Consider the following 13,744-nt stretch of genomic DNA (forward strand, 5'->3'; position numbering starts at 1 on the left):
TGCCCGGCGCGGGACTGCGAGATAGGAGTGTACCTCTATGTTGAAGAAACTTTTGCTTGGTTCGGTTGCCGCTGCGGCGATCTCCTCAACGGCTCTTGCAGCAGATGCCGTCGTTGAGGCTCCGGCACCGCCTCCGCAAGCCGTCGAGGCCGCGCCGGTGTTCTCCTGGGCAGGTGGCTATGTCGGTGCCTTCGGCGGTTATGGCTGGGGGAACGGTGATTTCTACGATGGAGTCGGCTCTGCTTCCGACGACTTCGATGGCGGCCGGTTCGGCGGCTTCGCCGGCTGGAACTTCGATGTCGGCAGCAACATTATCGTCGGCGTCGAAGGCGACCTCAATTATGACTGGAACGAAAACAGCTACGGCGACGTGGATGTCAAGACGGGTCTGAATGGTTCGGTCCGCGGTCGTGTCGGCTACGCCATGGATCGTGCGCTGCTTTACGCAGCCGGCGGCTGGACGGCGACGAACTTCTCCGTCGATGGTCCCGGTTTCGGCGAAGACAAGATGCTGAACGGCTGGACGCTCGGCGCTGGTTTCGACTACGCCGTGACCGACCAGCTCTTCACGCGCGTCGAGTATCGCTACAACGACTATGCCGAGAAGAACATTCTCGGGGTGGACACCGACTTCAATCAGCATGTGGTGAATGTCGGTCTCGGCCTGAAGTTCTGACGGGAACATCCGTTCCGGCAAACAAAACGCCCGGCCTTCCCATCAGGAGGCCGGGCTTTTCGTTTGAGGCGGTTCAGGCCTGCGGAGGGCACGGGTTCGCCTCAGAACCGCTTCTCGTTTTCGTCTTCCAAGATCTTGATATCCTGCGAATCCGGTTCGTAAGTCTTCGTCGCGCCGTTCCAGTGATAAACCACGGAGACAGTACGGGCTTCGGAAGGCTTTTCCTGCGTATCGCAGCTTTCCTCGACCTTCTCGTCGCGCAGCGTTACCTCGACGCGAATGGCGGCCCGTCCGCCTGTCTTTTCCGGCTCCACCGAAATCACAGGTTCCTGCAGGCGGTTCAGACCGCAGTAGCGCTCCGAGAGGGTCAGGATGTCATCGACACTCTGCAGGTGGTTTGCGTCCGCCAGTACGATGCTGGTCGTCCGGTAAGTCTGGTTCGAATTCCAGTGGCTGCTTTCGCTGATGATTGCCTGCGAGCCGTCACCGAGATCGAGTACGCCCGGCTCGACCAGTCCCGTCTCGCGATCGAGGCCGACATCAACGGCGTCGAGCAATTGCGGCTCGCCGGCGGTCGTGTAGAGTGCAAGGATCGCGGGCGCCAGCGGTTCCTCGGACAACGGGCCGAAGTCGAACAGCACGGCAAGGCGCCGGTTCTCGCCGCTGCCAAACGTTACGGTTTCCACACCGTCAATCGCAAGCCCTTCGGGCCAGTCCGTTTCCAGATCAAGCCTTTTCGAAAGCTTGGCGTCGAGAGCATGTCCGGTCCAGCCCATTCCATCAGGCTGAAGATCGGTCACGAAGCTGCGCGCGAGATCGAAGAAGGTCGCCGAGGATGCGCCGGGTACGCCATCGCCAAGCCCTGCGAGTTCGGGTTCTGCCGCTTTCGTGGATGTGGGTGACATCGCCAGCAGCAACATGAAGGTAGCGGAATAGAGTGAAGCGCGCATCGGGATCGATCGTCCGGTTCAGGAGCTTGCGAGATTCTATCCGAGAATCACTCCGCCTGAAATGAGTCTTGTTGGCGGCGGACCTGGTGCCGGAAAGGCAAAAAAATACGGCGCATGCTACATTTTTATCATCCGTCAATTCTGGCTGTGGCGAAATTGTGACAGGTGCGACTTTTGCCTTTGCCGTGGGGCCGTCGACGCCCACCGCATTGATTTAGCTCAACCCGCACGATCCGAATGGGTCCATATTCGTCCGCGGCAAAAGCCTTTTATTCATAAGGAGAGATCTATGACCATGATGTGGACGAGGCGGATCAGCGCCCTTGCTGCAACCACTGCATTCCTGCTGATCGGCCAGGCGGCCAGCGCGGCGGACGTATCGCCGGTTGCCGAGCCGACGCCGGAAGCGCCCGCCGTTTCTGCGCTCAGCCCGTGGCAGATCCGCGTTCGTGGTCTCGGCGTCATCACCAACGACGAAGGCAAGGTCAATGGCGTCGCCAATTCCGACCTGTCCTACAGCGACTCGGTCATCCCGGAACTCGACATCACCTACTACTTCACCGACAATATCGCTGCTGAACTCATCCTCGGCACGACCCGCGCCAATGTTTACGGCGAAGACTCGATCAAGAGCCTCGGCAAGATCGGCAGCACCTGGCTTCTGCCCCCGACGCTGACCCTGCAGTATCACTTCACCGACTTCGGCGCCTTCAAGCCCTATGTCGGCGCAGGTATCAATTACACGATGTTCTACAGCCAGGATGCCAAGTCCGCTGACGACCTCGACATCAAGAACACCTTCGGTGCAGCCGTACAGGTCGGTTTCGACTACATGGTCAACGACCACTGGGGCTTGAACTTCGACGTGAAGAAGATCTTCCTGAAGCCCGACTTTGACGTCACCGTTGGCGGCACGGACCTCAAGGGCAGCGCCAAGCTCGATCCGTGGCTGATCGGCGCCGGTGTAACCTACCGCTTCTGATCTCCGGATCAGGAATTGCCTGAATGCGGAAAGGCCGGGGGCTTCGCCTCCGGCCTTTTCTTATTGCTATCTTGATTTTGAACTCTCCGCCCTCTTTCGAACGCGTGTCTTGACATGTGACCAATGAGTCACATATTTTCCGGTCCATGGATGATGATGTCTTCTTTGCTCTCAGCCATCCGCTGCGGCGTGAGCTGCTGGATCTCCTGAAGGAGAAGGGCGGACGGACGCTCGGCGACCTCGAAAGCCACCTCCCCGTCAGCCGGTTCGGGGTGATGAAGCATTTGAAGGTGCTCGAGGCGGCGCATCTCGTGGTGTCGCGGAAGGCCGGGCGGGAGAAGCTTCACTTCCTCAATGCCGTACCTATTCAGGAGGTCAGCGATCGCTGGATTGCCCGTTATGCGGTGCCGTTTGTCCGGACGATGGCCGACATCAAGTCGATTGCCGAGACAATGGAAAAGGAAAAAGAGATGACGAGCGAAATTCAGCCGAAGCATGTCTACGAACTCTATATCCGTGCATCCGCGGAGACCGTTTGGGAAATCATAACCACCGATGAGCAGACGCCGCTTTGGCAGCACTTCAACATGACGTCGCGGACGGACTGGCGTGCCGAGGGCGATTACGCCTGGATGATGGGCGAGCGGGTAGCGATTTGCGGAAAGATCGTCGAGATCGAACCACCGCGCCGGCTGGTTCTGACCTTCAGCGCCCAGTGGGCGCCGGATGTCGCTGCCGACAAGCCGTCGAGGGTGGTTTTTGAAATCGAACCGCTGCCAGGCAAGGCATGCAAGCTGACGCTGGTGCATGACGATTTCGGCGGCGAAACCGCGACCAGCAAGGCCGTGGTTGGCGGTTGGCCGGAGTCCCTGTCGCGGCTCAAGACGCTTGCCGAGACCGGAGTGCCCTTCATGCTCGAACGGGCTGTCTGATATTGTTCCGGCGGCGGTCGGTCATTCGGGCCGCCGCCGGGACATCAGGCTGTGATGTCGATGACGCCGCAATCGCCGGCGTCGGATGCGAAGGCAACGAGCTTGCCGTTGGCGCTCCAGCCCAGCGAGGTGATCGCTCCCTTGCCTGGGCGACGCAGCAGCGCTTCCTTGCCGTCGGCGATGCGGACGGCGAGGATCATGCCGTCGATGAAGCCGATGGCGAGCACTTCTTCCGCCGGATGGAAAGCGACCTGGCTCACCATGATGTTGGCGCGGGTGCCGAGTTCCAGCGGCGCCTTGCCCATCGGGCCGTCCTTGCCGGAGAAGGGCCAGACGATGGCCGCGGGCGCTCCTGATGAGGCTAGCCACTTGCCCTTCACCGACCACGAGAGAGACTTCACCTTCGAGGGATAGCCGGTCATGCGCATGTGACGGGCGTCGGAGGCCTTGCTGTCGAGCTTCCAGCCATGCAACGCATTTTCCTGCATGGTGGTAACGACAAAGCGGCCATCAGGCGAGAAGGTGACGCCGGTATGGGCGCCCTTCCATTCCAGATCGACCGGCGCGCCGCTGGTGCCGACCCAATGAAGGGTCACGCCGTTGTAGCGGGCGACGGCAATACGCATGCCCTTGGGGGCGAAGTCGATGCCCTCCACGGTGCGCTCTTCGGTGAAGTCCTTCGTCGTGCCATCGGCGAGGCGGACATGGGCAACCTTGCCGTAGGCATAGCCGACCGCGCCCTGCGGGCCAGCAGCGACAACGGAAATCCACTTGCGCGGGACATGGGCAAGCTCGGTGACCGAACCGTCATGGGCGATGCGCAGCACCTTGCCGTCTTCCCCGCCGGTGACGAGGGTCTGGTTGGACAAGTCCTTGACGCAGGCGAGCAGGCCCTGATGGGCTTCCGTCACCTTTTCGCCGCCGTCGAGACGATGGATCGTGCCGGCGGCGGTGGCAAAGACGGGGATGTCTCCGAGGAATACGCAGGTGACGACGTGACCTTCGAGGTCGAGAGGGGCAACCGTCGGCATCAGCCAGTCTTTCCTTCAGTCATGGTTATTGCAGAACGTGTCGCATGCTTCGGCGTCATGCCGTAGCCTCGCAGGCGTGGAAGCTCTTTTCGAGCTTTTCGCGGTCGAGATTGCGGCCGATGAAGACGAGACGGGTCTCGCGCTTCTCGCCATCCTTCCACGCACGCTGGTGATCGCCTTCGATGATCATGTGCACGCCCTGCACGACATAGCGTTCCTCGTCGCCCTTGAAGGCGATGATGCCCTTGAGGCGGAGGATGTTCGGGCCGTCGGTCTGGGTGACCTTCTGTATCCAGGGGAAGAAACGGTCAGGGTTCATTTCGCCGCCGCGCAGCGAGATGGAGGTGACCGTCACGTCATGGATCGGCGAAGGGGCGTGGTCGTGGTGATGGTGGCCATGGTCGTGATCGTGATGATGGTGGTCATGATCATGGTCGTGGTGATGATGGTGGTCGTGACCGCATTCGGGGCCGCAGACATGGTCCGGGTCGTCATGATCGAGGAAATGCGGGTCGTTTTCGAGGGCGCGCTCGAGGTTGAAGGCGCCCTGGTTCAGTACGCGGGCAAGATCGACGCCGGAACGGGTGGTTGCATAGATACGGGCCGACGGGTTGATGGCGCGGACAATGTCCTCGATGCGGTGCAGTTCGTCATGGCTGACGAGGTCCGTCTTGTTGATGACGACGACATCGGCAAACGCAATCTGGTCTTCCGCCTCGCGGCTGTCCTTCAGGCGTAGCGGCAAATGCTTGGCGTCCACCAGAGCGACGACGGCGTCGAGTTCGGTCTTGGAGCGAACATCGTCATCCATGAAAAAGGTCTGGGCGACCGGCACCGGATCGGCAAGGCCGGTGGTCTCGACGATGATGCCGTCGAAACGGCCCGGACGGCGCATCAGTCCTTCGACGACACGGATCAGGTCGCCGCGTACGGTGCAGCAGACACAACCGTTGTTCATTTCGTAGATTTCCTCGTCGGATTCCACGATGAGGTCGTTGTCGATGCCGATTTCGCCGAACTCGTTGACGATGACCGCATATTTCTTGCCGTGGTTCTCGGAAAGGATGCGGTTGAGAAGCGTCGTCTTGCCGGCGCCAAGGTAGCCGGTCAACACGGTGACGGGAATGGGTTTTGCGGCAGCTTCGGTCATGGGGTCCTCGATGAGGTGGATGGCGCGGGGTGCGCCGTAATGGTGTTACCCCATATAGGGGCTGGCTCGGACGAGTTCAAAGGCTTTGTTCAGGGGAGCGGTTTTCAACCGCGCAGACAAAAGTATCGATGTCGAAGCGGTGAACGTCCCTCAGCAGTTCGGTCAGGCCCCTCACGGCATTGGCGATCAGCTTTTCTCCCGTCTCGGCAGTGGCCGCGGCCGCATTGCCGGCAACACCTTGCCCGTTGAGATCGGACATCTTCCAGCCGAAGGCGTGCGGACCGTAGGCGCGCAGATGGCTGAACGTTTCGGCAAATCGGGTTTGCCGGGAGGGGAAGTCGCGGGCCTTCGACATGTCGACCCGTTCGGGATGGAGCGCAAGCATCACCGACGTCTCGATCAGGCCGCCATGGATATCGATCGCCTTGGCCTCCGGCGAAATGATGCCTTCCGGCACGCCGAAGCGTGTCCAGCTCGTGGCGACCGCCAGCATATCGAAGCGCACCCGTGCTTCCGTGATGACGATGGTCATCAGCGGCGAATTGCCGCCATGGGCATTCAGGAGGACGAGCTTGCGGATGCCCTTGCGGGAGAGGTCTTCGGCTGTCGCCAGCCAGCGGTTGACCGCCTCGTCGAAGGCGAGGCTTTTCGTGCCCTCGACGTCCATGTGCTCGGGCGAATAGCCGACAGGTTCTACGGGCAGGAATGTGACGGGCAGGTCCTGCGGGAGTTCGGCAATCAGCCGTTCTGCAATGCCTGCCGCGATCAGGGTGTCAGTTTCGAAAGGCAGGTGGGGGCCGTGCTGCTCGTGGGCACCGAGCGGTAGGACGGCGATCCAGTCGCGGCGTTCTTCCACAGGCGCAGTCAAGTCGTTGTCATGGAAGTGCGGTCGGGGCTTCGCCATCTGGTTTCTGTCTTCTATTTTCGTTATGGATTTCAACGCCAGAGTTTCAGCCGGCGCTAAGCAGCAAGGCCGCCATCGGGCGGTGCGGGAGGCAGAATGTCCAAAAAAGACAAGAGCGACAAGGACAAAGGCGAGAAGAAGAACAAGGGCGGCAAGAAGAAGGACGCCGGCACCGCCGGTGTGCCGCTGACCGTTCTGGTTACCCAGCTTGCCCGTACCCTGCGCACAAGGCTTTCCCACAATCTCGCCGATAGCGGCCTTTATGCCGGGCAGGACGGCGTGATGCAGCTTCTCGGGGAAGAGGACGGCATTACGCCCGGCGCGCTTGCTCAGCGGCTCGGCGTCAAGGCGCCGACCATGACGCGCACCATTGGCCGCATGGAGGCGCAGGGCTTCGTGATGCGCCGCGCCGACGACAAGGATGCACGCCTGACCAAGGTCTATCTGACGGAAGAGGGGCGCAACAGCATCGAGCGTATCGCGAGTGCGGCCGACGATTGCGAGCGCGTGGCGACGAAGGGCTTGTCCGGCAAGGAGGTGAAGGCACTGGCCCGCTTGCTGGTAACCGTGGAGGAAAATCTGCGGGGCGATCCGGAGAAACGCTGAGGGGCGGCTAAAGAATGAATTGAAATACGCGCTTAAAATCTTTAATTAAAAAATTTAAGCGTTCCGCCGGATAGCCGGCGAGGAAATTGCCAGTCACGGGGGAGGAACAGTGGCTCAGAAGGTCAAGCTTTCAACGATTGCCGAATCGCTCGGTTTGTCGACCGCAACCATATCGCTCGCCTTGCGCGACAGTCCGCTGGTTGCGGCCGATACGCGGGAAAAGATCAAGGAGCAGGCACGCACCCTCGGCTATATCTATAACCGCCGCGCAGCCAGCCTGCGAACCTCGCGCTCGGGCATCATCGGTGTCGTGGTGCATGACATCATGAACCCGTTCTACGGTGAAATCCTGAAGGCGATCGAGAGCGAGCTGGACCGTAGCCGCCATACCTTCATCCTTTCGAACCACTACGATTCCGTCGACAAGCAGCGCATGTTCATCGAAACGCTGCTGCAGCTCGGAGGCGACGGCGTCATCATGTCGCCGGCGATCGGAACGCCGCCCGAGGACGTGCGTCTCGCCGAGGACAACGGCATGCCGGCGATTTTCGTTGCCCGTTCGATGGATGGCGTCGATGTGCCGATCTATCGCGGTGACGACAGCTACGGTATTTCGCTGGCCACCAACCACCTGATCGGTCTCGGCCACCGAACCATCGCGATGATCGGCGGCACTGACCAGACCTCAACGGGCCGCGACCGCTATCAGGGCTATGTCAGCGCGCTGCGCAAGGCGGGGATCGAGGTGGATCCGAACCTGCGTATTCCCGGCCCGCGCACCAAGCAGGGCGGCTTCGAGGCGGCGGTCAACTTCCTTTCCCTGCCGCAGAAACCCACGGCGGCAGTATGCTGGAACGATCTCGTCGCCATCGGTTTGATGAACGGCATTGCCCGCGCCGGGCTGGTTCCGGGCAAGGATATCTCGGTCACCGGCTATGACGATCTGGAGGAAGCCTCCATTGCCACGCCGGCGCTGACCACAGTCTGGAATGGTCAGGCAGAAGTCGGACGGCTTGCAGCGCGCGCGCTTCTGGATAAGCTGGCGGGCAGTCATGAGCCGGACGGCATTCATCTCATCAAACCGGAAATGCGTATCCGTCAGTCGACCGGCCCCATCAAACGCTGAGACAGACAGGACAGTTCGAGCATGACCAAAGACCGTGTCGCAATCCTCGTGCCCGGCTACATCAATCCTCGCGTCATCGCCCGGCTGAACGAGTTGTTCGATATCATTGCCGTGCCCCATGGGCCGACGCTCGACATTTCCGACGAGGAAGCTGCACAGGTGCGTGGGGTTGCCGTTTCAGGGGCCCTTCCAGCGTCGTGGATTGCGCGGCTGCCGAAGCTGGAGATCATTTCCAACTTCGGCGTGGGTTATGACGGGGTGGATGTCAGTGCCGCCACGGCACGCGATATCATGGTGACGAATTCGCCGGATGTCCTCAATGACGAGGTTGCCGATACGACCGTTGCCCTGCTCATCAATACCGTGCGGCAATTGCCGCAGGCCGAAGCCTGGCTTCGTCAGGGACGGTGGGCGTCGGAAGGACATTATCCGCTGACGCCGCTTTCGCTGAAGGGAAGGCGTGTCGGGTTGCAGGGCCTTGGCCGGATCGGGATCGAGATCGCGCGTCGCCTCGAACCGTTCAAGGTGAAGATCAGCTATCATACCCGGCGGCCCCGTGCGGACGTGCCCTACACCTATCACTCCAGCCTCCTCAGCCTTGCGGAGACGGTGGATACGCTGATCTCCATCGTGCCGAAGACGCCTGAGACCACGGGCTCGATCAATGCCGAGGTTCTGAAGGCGCTCGGGCCTAATGGCGTGCTGATCAATGTGGGCCGCGGCACGACGGTCGATCAGGCAGCGCTGATTGCGGCGTTGAGGGACGGGACGATTGCGGCCGCGGGGCTGGACGTTTTCGCAAACGAGCCCAATGTGCCGCAGGAACTGATCGGCCTACCGAATGTCTCTCTCCTGCCGCACGTCGCTTCGGCTTCAATCCCGACGCGCAATGCGATGGCCGACCTCGTGGCTGATAACCTGATTTCCTGGTTCACGACGGGGAAGGCACTGACGCCGGTGCCGGAGATGCGGCAGGAATCGGCTTGATACGCTGTTGCCTCCAGCTTTCCGCAAGCTTGCGTGGGCATGATCGCAGATGAATATGCGATTTTCGGCTGGGGGCGGCGGGTGAAGGCCTATATAATCGTATTGACTGGCGGATTTTTCATTGCCGGTGTCGCGGCGGCGGCCGTCTATGGCTGGCGGCAGGATGGCGCCCGTGCGTCCGGTGCGGCTTTCGACCCGGTCGTCTCCGGCTCCATTCGCGCCAATACGAACGGCTCCATCATCGCGCCGCCGGCCGAGTTTTCGATCTCCAATACCGTGACGAAGACGACCTGCATTGCTGAGCGGGGCGGTACCCTCCAGAGCCGCAATCGCAGCTTTTCCGCGCCCCGGGAGTGCGATGACGTCTGGCCGAAACTGTCGAGCGTTCGGAGCTGGTCGCAGGACGAGGGTGGCAGTGTGACACTTGCCAATGGCTCGGGGCAGCCTGTCCTGACGCTGGCACGGAAGAAGGGGCTGGCCTACGAGGCGGTGAAGCCGGCTGGAGCCGGCGTTGCCCTGCAAATGCTGCCTGAATGATCTTTCAGAGCGTGCCTGAAAGCACGATGGCTTAGCCGCGAGCCTTCACGTAATCGCGTACGGCGTCGCCGAAGGCTTCGAAAATGGCACGGGACGGCTTGTCGCTTTCTGCCCAGTATTCCGGATGCCACTGTACGCCGATCGCGAAGCCCTTGGCGCCGATCACGGACACGGCTTCGATCGTACCGTCATCGGCGATGGCTTCGACCTGAAGGCTCGGAGCGGTCTTCGAGATCGCCTGACGATGCAGCGAATTGACCGGAATACGACCGGTGCCGAGATAACGGGCAATGCAGGAGCCTTCGGCGACGACGACATCCTGACGGATGCTGTACATCACGTCGCGGTCCGCGTGCTGGGGCTTGCGGTGGTCCCACACACCTTCCTGCTCCTGGATCTCCGTCGCCAGCGTGCCGCCGAGCGCGACGTTCAGTTCCTGAATGCCACGGCAGATCGCGAGCAGGGGAATGCCACGTTCGATGGCGCGGCGGATCATCGGCAGGGTGGTGGCGTCGCGGGCGGGATCGAAGGGGCCGTCGCTTTCCCTGAATTCGCCGCCATAGAGCGAGGGATGAACGTTGGTGGCCGAACCGGACACGAGCAGGCCGTCGACGCGATCCAGAAGGGCATCCGTATCGTTGCCGGCCTCGAAGGCGGGAATGATGAAGGACATGACATCCGCGACCTTGAGGGCTGCACGGACGTATTGATTCTGGGCCGCATGCCAAGTGGTTCCGTCGAATTCGCGAATATCGGCGGGAACGGCAATGATCGGCTTGGGCATGATGGTCTCCGGAAGGGCAGTCGGGAATTGTTGAAAGGCAGGTTGGCGGGGAAGTCAATGTCAGATTACGGCAAAATTCCGACGAAGCACTTTTCCCGACGCTGCACGAAGTCTTTCGGGGCGAAATACTTGTTGTTTTCGCAATGCAGCTTGCGACATGGATATGCGCCGAAAGGCTATTGTACTGCAGCTTGAAACGCTTTGGAAAAAATGATCATCTCGCCATTATTGCTGCCTGGAGGAGGCGCAAGAAACCAGCCGGTGGCGCAAACCATGATTGGGAGGTCATTACATGGATCGTCGTTCATTTATAAAAAAAGCAGGCGTGACGGGCGCGGGCGTTGCCGCATCAACAGTCCTTGCCGCACCTGCCATTGCACAGGAAAATCCCAAGATCACGTGGCGGCTGACGTCGTCGTTCCCGAAGTCGCTGGATACGATCTATGGCGGCGCGGTGGATATTTCCGAGCGGGTGGCGGCAGCCACTGACGGAAACTTCAACATTCAGGTCTTTGCCGCCGGCGAAATCGTGCCGGGCCTTCAGGCCGTGGACGCGGTCGCAGCCGGCACGGTCGAAGCTGCTCATACCACGTCCTATTATTTCTGGGGCAAGGAGCCTACCTTCGCCATCGGCACGGCCATCCCCTTCGGCCTCAATGCCCGTATGCAGAACGCCTGGTACTATCAGGGCAACGGCAATACGCTGATGAATGAGTTCTTTGCGACGCAGGGCCTCTACGGTCTGCCGGCCGGCAATACCGGTGTGCAGATGGGGGGCTGGTTCCGCAAGGAGATCAACACCGTCGATGACCTCAAGGGCCTGAAGATGCGTATCGCCGGTCTGGCCGGCAAGGTTCTGGAAAAGGTGGGCGTCGTGCCGCAGCAGCTTGCCGGCGGCGACATCTACCCGGCACTCGAAAAGGGCACGATCGATGCGGCCGAATTCGTCGGTCCCTATGATGACGCCAAGCTCGGCTTCCACAAGGTGGCCAAGTACTACTACTATCCGGGTTTCTGGGAAGGCGGTCCGGTCGTCCACGGCTTCTTCAATCTGGAGAAGTATAACGGCTTGCCGAAGCACTATCAGGCGATCCTCGCGGACGCGTGCGCCTATGCCAACACCAACATGACGGCAAAGTACGACACGAAGAACCCGCATGCGCTCAAGCAGCTCGTCGCCGAAGGCACGGTGCTTCGTCCCTTCAGCCAGGAGATCATGGAAGCCTGCTACCAGTCGGCGCTCGGCATCTATGCGGAACTCTCGGCACAGAGCCCGACCTTCAAGAAGGTCTACGAAGACCAGCTTGCCTTCAAGAAGGACGCCTATCTGTGGGCGCAGCTCGGTGAATACACCTTCGATACCTTCATGATGATCCAGCAGCGCGCGGGCAAGCTTTAAAGCCTGCAGTTCCGGTTAAGAAAAAGGAAGGCCCCGGACACGGCATCCGGGGCCTTTTTGTTTACCTGCTGAAAAGAAGAACAGCGCCCGCAGAGGCGCTGTTTCGTTTTTTCGTCCAGCTTACTTTATGACTGGCGGCTGGCTGAGGTCCATGGATGGCGTGCCGGTTGCCGGCGCCTGTCCGGGCAGGCCGCCATCGGAGCCGAGCGGCGGCAGACCGAAGCCGCCGGGCGCGCCGTTTCCGCCGTCGGTGCCAAGCGGCGGCAGAGACATGCCGCCGCCGGCACCGAAGCCCGGGACCTCGATCTTGACGTTGTTCAGATCCACCTGCGGTCCCTTGTCGAGCCACATGGTGACCGATTCCGGCCAGAAGATGAGGATGGCGACCAGCAGGAGCTGCATACCGACCCAGGGCAGGGCACCCATGTAGATGTCCGAGGTCTTCACGTCCCGTGAGGCTATACTTCGCAGGTAGAAGAGGGCGAAGCCGAATGGCGGGTGCATGAAGCTGGTCTGCATGTTGACGCAGAGCAGGACGCCGAACCAGATCAGGTCGATGCCGAGCGCCGAGGCGACCGGCGCCAGCATCGGCACGACGATGAAGGCGATTTCGAAGAAGTCCAGGAAGAACGCCAGAATGAAGATGAAGATGTTGACGAAGATCAGGAAGCCGACCGGGCCGCCGGGAATACCGGAAAGCATATGCTCGATCCAAAGCGAGCCGTCCATGCCCTGGAAGACCAGACTGAAGCACGTGGAGCCGATCAGGATCATCACCACCATGGAGGTGATGCCCATGGTGGAGCGCATGGCCTCCTGAATGAGGGGCCATGTCAGGCGGCGGTGCAGGGCGGCAAGCGCCATCGCGCCGACGACACCGAGCGCGCCGGCTTCCGTCGGAGTGGCGAGGCCCATGAAGATCGTGCCGAGCACGAGGAAGATGAGCACGATGGACGGCAGCATGCCGGCCAGCACTTTGCCGACCAACGCCCAGTTCAGCTCGCCGCGAACCTCTTTGGGAAGCGGAGGCATGGACTTCGGATTGAGGATCGACAGCACCAGAATGTAGAGCGTGAAGATCGTGACCTGCAGGATGGAGGGGCCGATGGCGCCGAGATACATGTCGCCAACGGATCTGCCCAGCTGGTCTGCGAGCACGACGAGAACCAGCGATGGCGGGATGACCTGTGTGATCGTACCCGAGGCGGCAATGACGCCCGTCGCCAGCCGCGGGTTGTAGCCGTAGCGCAGCATGATCGGCAGAGAAATGACGCCCATGGTGATGACGGAGGCCGCAACCGTACCCGTGATCGCGCCAAGAACCGCGCCCACCAGAATGACGGCGTAGGCCAGACCGCCAGGAATGGCGCCGAACAGCTTGCCGGTTCCCTCCAACAGGTCTTCCGCGAGGCCGCAGCGCTCGAGAATGGCTCCCATGAAGGTGAAGAAGGGAATGGCCAGCAGCAGGTCGTTGGAGATGATGCCGAAGAAGCGTAACGGCAGCGCCTGCAGGAACAGATCGCTGAAATGGCCGGTGAGGATGCCGATCACGCCGAAGAAGAGGCCGACCGCTGCAAGCGAGAAGGCGACGGGGAAACCGTAGAGCATGAAAATGACCATGCCCAAGAACATTGCCGGCGGAATGATACCGTAATCAAACAAGGCTTCTCTCCCAGACCG

General features: G+C 61.0%; 14 protein-coding genes. 8 read left to right on the plus strand and 6 right to left on the minus strand.

Annotation, left to right across the window (positions count from 1 at the left end; all coding sequences use genetic code 11):
• The first annotated feature begins 37 nt into the window (after nt 1-37).
• Nucleotides 38-676 carry an outer membrane protein gene (locus tag NBH21_RS16780; protein WP_250915388.1) on the plus strand — a complete coding sequence of 213 codons (639 nt, stop codon included), beginning with the start codon at nt 38-40 and terminating at the stop codon, nt 674-676.
• A gap of 101 nt (nt 677-777) precedes the next feature.
• Here NBH21_RS16780 and NBH21_RS16785 read toward each other — a convergent pair whose 3' ends face one another.
• A complete protein-coding gene (locus NBH21_RS16785; RefSeq protein ID WP_250915389.1) occupies nt 778-1,626 on the minus strand; it encodes a hypothetical protein in 849 nt (282 codons plus the stop codon).
• A gap of 298 nt (nt 1,627-1,924) precedes the next feature.
• Between NBH21_RS16785 and NBH21_RS16790 the strand changes: the two genes are divergently transcribed.
• A complete protein-coding gene (locus NBH21_RS16790; RefSeq protein ID WP_250915507.1) occupies nt 1,925-2,608 on the plus strand; it encodes an OmpW/AlkL family protein in 684 nt (227 codons plus the stop codon).
• Between the two features lie 146 nt (nt 2,609-2,754).
• On the plus strand, nt 2,755-3,540 hold the full coding sequence (locus NBH21_RS16795) for an ArsR/SmtB family transcription factor (RefSeq protein WP_250915390.1): 786 nt from the start codon (nt 2,755-2,757) through the stop codon (nt 3,538-3,540).
• A 44-nt stretch (nt 3,541-3,584) separates the two neighbouring features.
• Here NBH21_RS16795 and NBH21_RS16800 read toward each other — a convergent pair whose 3' ends face one another.
• From NBH21_RS16800 to NBH21_RS16810, 3 genes are all read right to left on the minus strand, one after another.
• Complete coding sequence (locus NBH21_RS16800; RefSeq protein ID WP_250915391.1) at nt 3,585-4,571, minus strand: WD40 repeat domain-containing protein; 987 nt, start codon at nt 4,569-4,571, stop codon at nt 3,585-3,587.
• Between the two features lie 55 nt (nt 4,572-4,626).
• Nucleotides 4,627-5,721 (minus strand): CobW family GTP-binding protein, encoded by a 1,095-nt coding sequence (locus NBH21_RS16805; RefSeq protein ID WP_250915392.1) that lies wholly within the window; start codon nt 5,719-5,721, stop codon nt 4,627-4,629.
• A gap of 76 nt (nt 5,722-5,797) precedes the next feature.
• Nucleotides 5,798-6,625: a creatininase family protein gene (locus NBH21_RS16810; RefSeq protein WP_250915393.1), complete on the minus strand. Its 828-nt coding sequence runs from the start codon at nt 6,623-6,625 to the stop codon at nt 5,798-5,800.
• 96 nt (nt 6,626-6,721) lie between these two features.
• Here NBH21_RS16810 and NBH21_RS16815 point away from each other — a divergent pair, with 96 nt between their 5' ends.
• From NBH21_RS16815 to NBH21_RS16830, 4 genes are all read left to right on the plus strand, one after another.
• Nucleotides 6,722-7,231 carry a MarR family winged helix-turn-helix transcriptional regulator gene (locus NBH21_RS16815; RefSeq protein WP_250915394.1) on the plus strand — a complete coding sequence of 170 codons (510 nt, stop codon included), beginning with the start codon at nt 6,722-6,724 and terminating at the stop codon, nt 7,229-7,231.
• 109 nt (nt 7,232-7,340) lie between these two features.
• Nucleotides 7,341-8,357 (plus strand): LacI family DNA-binding transcriptional regulator, encoded by a 1,017-nt coding sequence (locus NBH21_RS16820; protein WP_250915395.1) that lies wholly within the window; start codon nt 7,341-7,343, stop codon nt 8,355-8,357.
• 21 nt (nt 8,358-8,378) lie between these two features.
• A complete protein-coding gene (locus tag NBH21_RS16825) occupies nt 8,379-9,344 on the plus strand; it encodes a 2-hydroxyacid dehydrogenase (RefSeq protein WP_250915396.1) in 966 nt (321 codons plus the stop codon).
• A 39-nt stretch (nt 9,345-9,383) separates the two neighbouring features.
• A complete protein-coding gene (locus NBH21_RS16830) occupies nt 9,384-9,881 on the plus strand; it encodes an AprI/Inh family metalloprotease inhibitor (RefSeq protein ID WP_250915508.1) in 498 nt (165 codons plus the stop codon).
• Nucleotides 9,882-9,912: 31 nt separating this feature from the next.
• Here NBH21_RS16830 and NBH21_RS16835 read toward each other — a convergent pair whose 3' ends face one another.
• Nucleotides 9,913-10,665, minus strand: coding sequence for a gamma-glutamyl-gamma-aminobutyrate hydrolase family protein (locus NBH21_RS16835; protein WP_250915397.1), 753 nt, complete (start codon nt 10,663-10,665; stop codon nt 9,913-9,915).
• A 292-nt stretch (nt 10,666-10,957) separates the two neighbouring features.
• Here NBH21_RS16835 and NBH21_RS16840 point away from each other — a divergent pair, with 292 nt between their 5' ends.
• The gene (locus NBH21_RS16840) at nt 10,958-12,064 is read left to right on the plus strand and encodes a TRAP transporter substrate-binding protein (protein ID WP_250915398.1); all 1,107 of its coding nucleotides are present in this window, start codon (nt 10,958-10,960) and stop codon (nt 12,062-12,064) included.
• Between the two features lie 120 nt (nt 12,065-12,184).
• Here the strand turns inward: NBH21_RS16840 and NBH21_RS16845 are convergent, their stop codons facing one another.
• On the minus strand, nt 12,185-13,726 hold the full coding sequence (locus NBH21_RS16845; protein WP_250915399.1) for a TRAP transporter large permease: 1,542 nt from the start codon (nt 13,724-13,726) through the stop codon (nt 12,185-12,187).
• Nucleotides 13,727-13,744: the final 18 nt, after the last annotated feature.

Origin of the sequence: Ciceribacter sichuanensis (genome assembly GCF_024055605.1) — a bacterium.
GTDB lineage: Bacteria > Pseudomonadota > Alphaproteobacteria > Rhizobiales > Rhizobiaceae > Allorhizobium > Allorhizobium sichuanense.

Excerpts from the sequence above, each read along its gene's own strand:
- NBH21_RS16780 (WP_250915388.1), top strand. The coding sequence starts at position 38 with ATGTTGAAGAAACTTTTGCTTGGTTCGGTTGCCGCTGCGGCGATCTCC.
- NBH21_RS16785 (WP_250915389.1), bottom strand. The coding sequence starts at position 1,626 with ATGCGCGCTTCACTCTATTCCGCTACCTTCATGTTGCTGCTGGCGATG.
- NBH21_RS16790 (WP_250915507.1), top strand. The coding sequence starts at position 1,925 with ATGTGGACGAGGCGGATCAGCGCCCTTGCTGCAACCACTGCATTCCTG.
- NBH21_RS16795 (WP_250915390.1), top strand. The coding sequence starts at position 2,755 with ATGGATGATGATGTCTTCTTTGCTCTCAGCCATCCGCTGCGGCGTGAG.
- NBH21_RS16800 (WP_250915391.1), bottom strand. The coding sequence starts at position 4,571 with ATGCCGACGGTTGCCCCTCTCGACCTCGAAGGTCACGTCGTCACCTGC.
- NBH21_RS16805 (WP_250915392.1), bottom strand. The coding sequence starts at position 5,721 with ATGACCGAAGCTGCCGCAAAACCCATTCCCGTCACCGTGTTGACCGGC.
- NBH21_RS16810 (WP_250915393.1), bottom strand. The coding sequence starts at position 6,625 with ATGGCGAAGCCCCGACCGCACTTCCATGACAACGACTTGACTGCGCCT.
- NBH21_RS16815 (WP_250915394.1), top strand. The coding sequence starts at position 6,722 with ATGTCCAAAAAAGACAAGAGCGACAAGGACAAAGGCGAGAAGAAGAAC.
- NBH21_RS16825 (WP_250915396.1), top strand. The coding sequence starts at position 8,379 with ATGACCAAAGACCGTGTCGCAATCCTCGTGCCCGGCTACATCAATCCT.
- NBH21_RS16830 (WP_250915508.1), top strand. The coding sequence starts at position 9,384 with ATGATCGCAGATGAATATGCGATTTTCGGCTGGGGGCGGCGGGTGAAG.
- NBH21_RS16835 (WP_250915397.1), bottom strand. The coding sequence starts at position 10,665 with ATGCCCAAGCCGATCATTGCCGTTCCCGCCGATATTCGCGAATTCGAC.
- NBH21_RS16840 (WP_250915398.1), top strand. The coding sequence starts at position 10,958 with ATGGATCGTCGTTCATTTATAAAAAAAGCAGGCGTGACGGGCGCGGGC.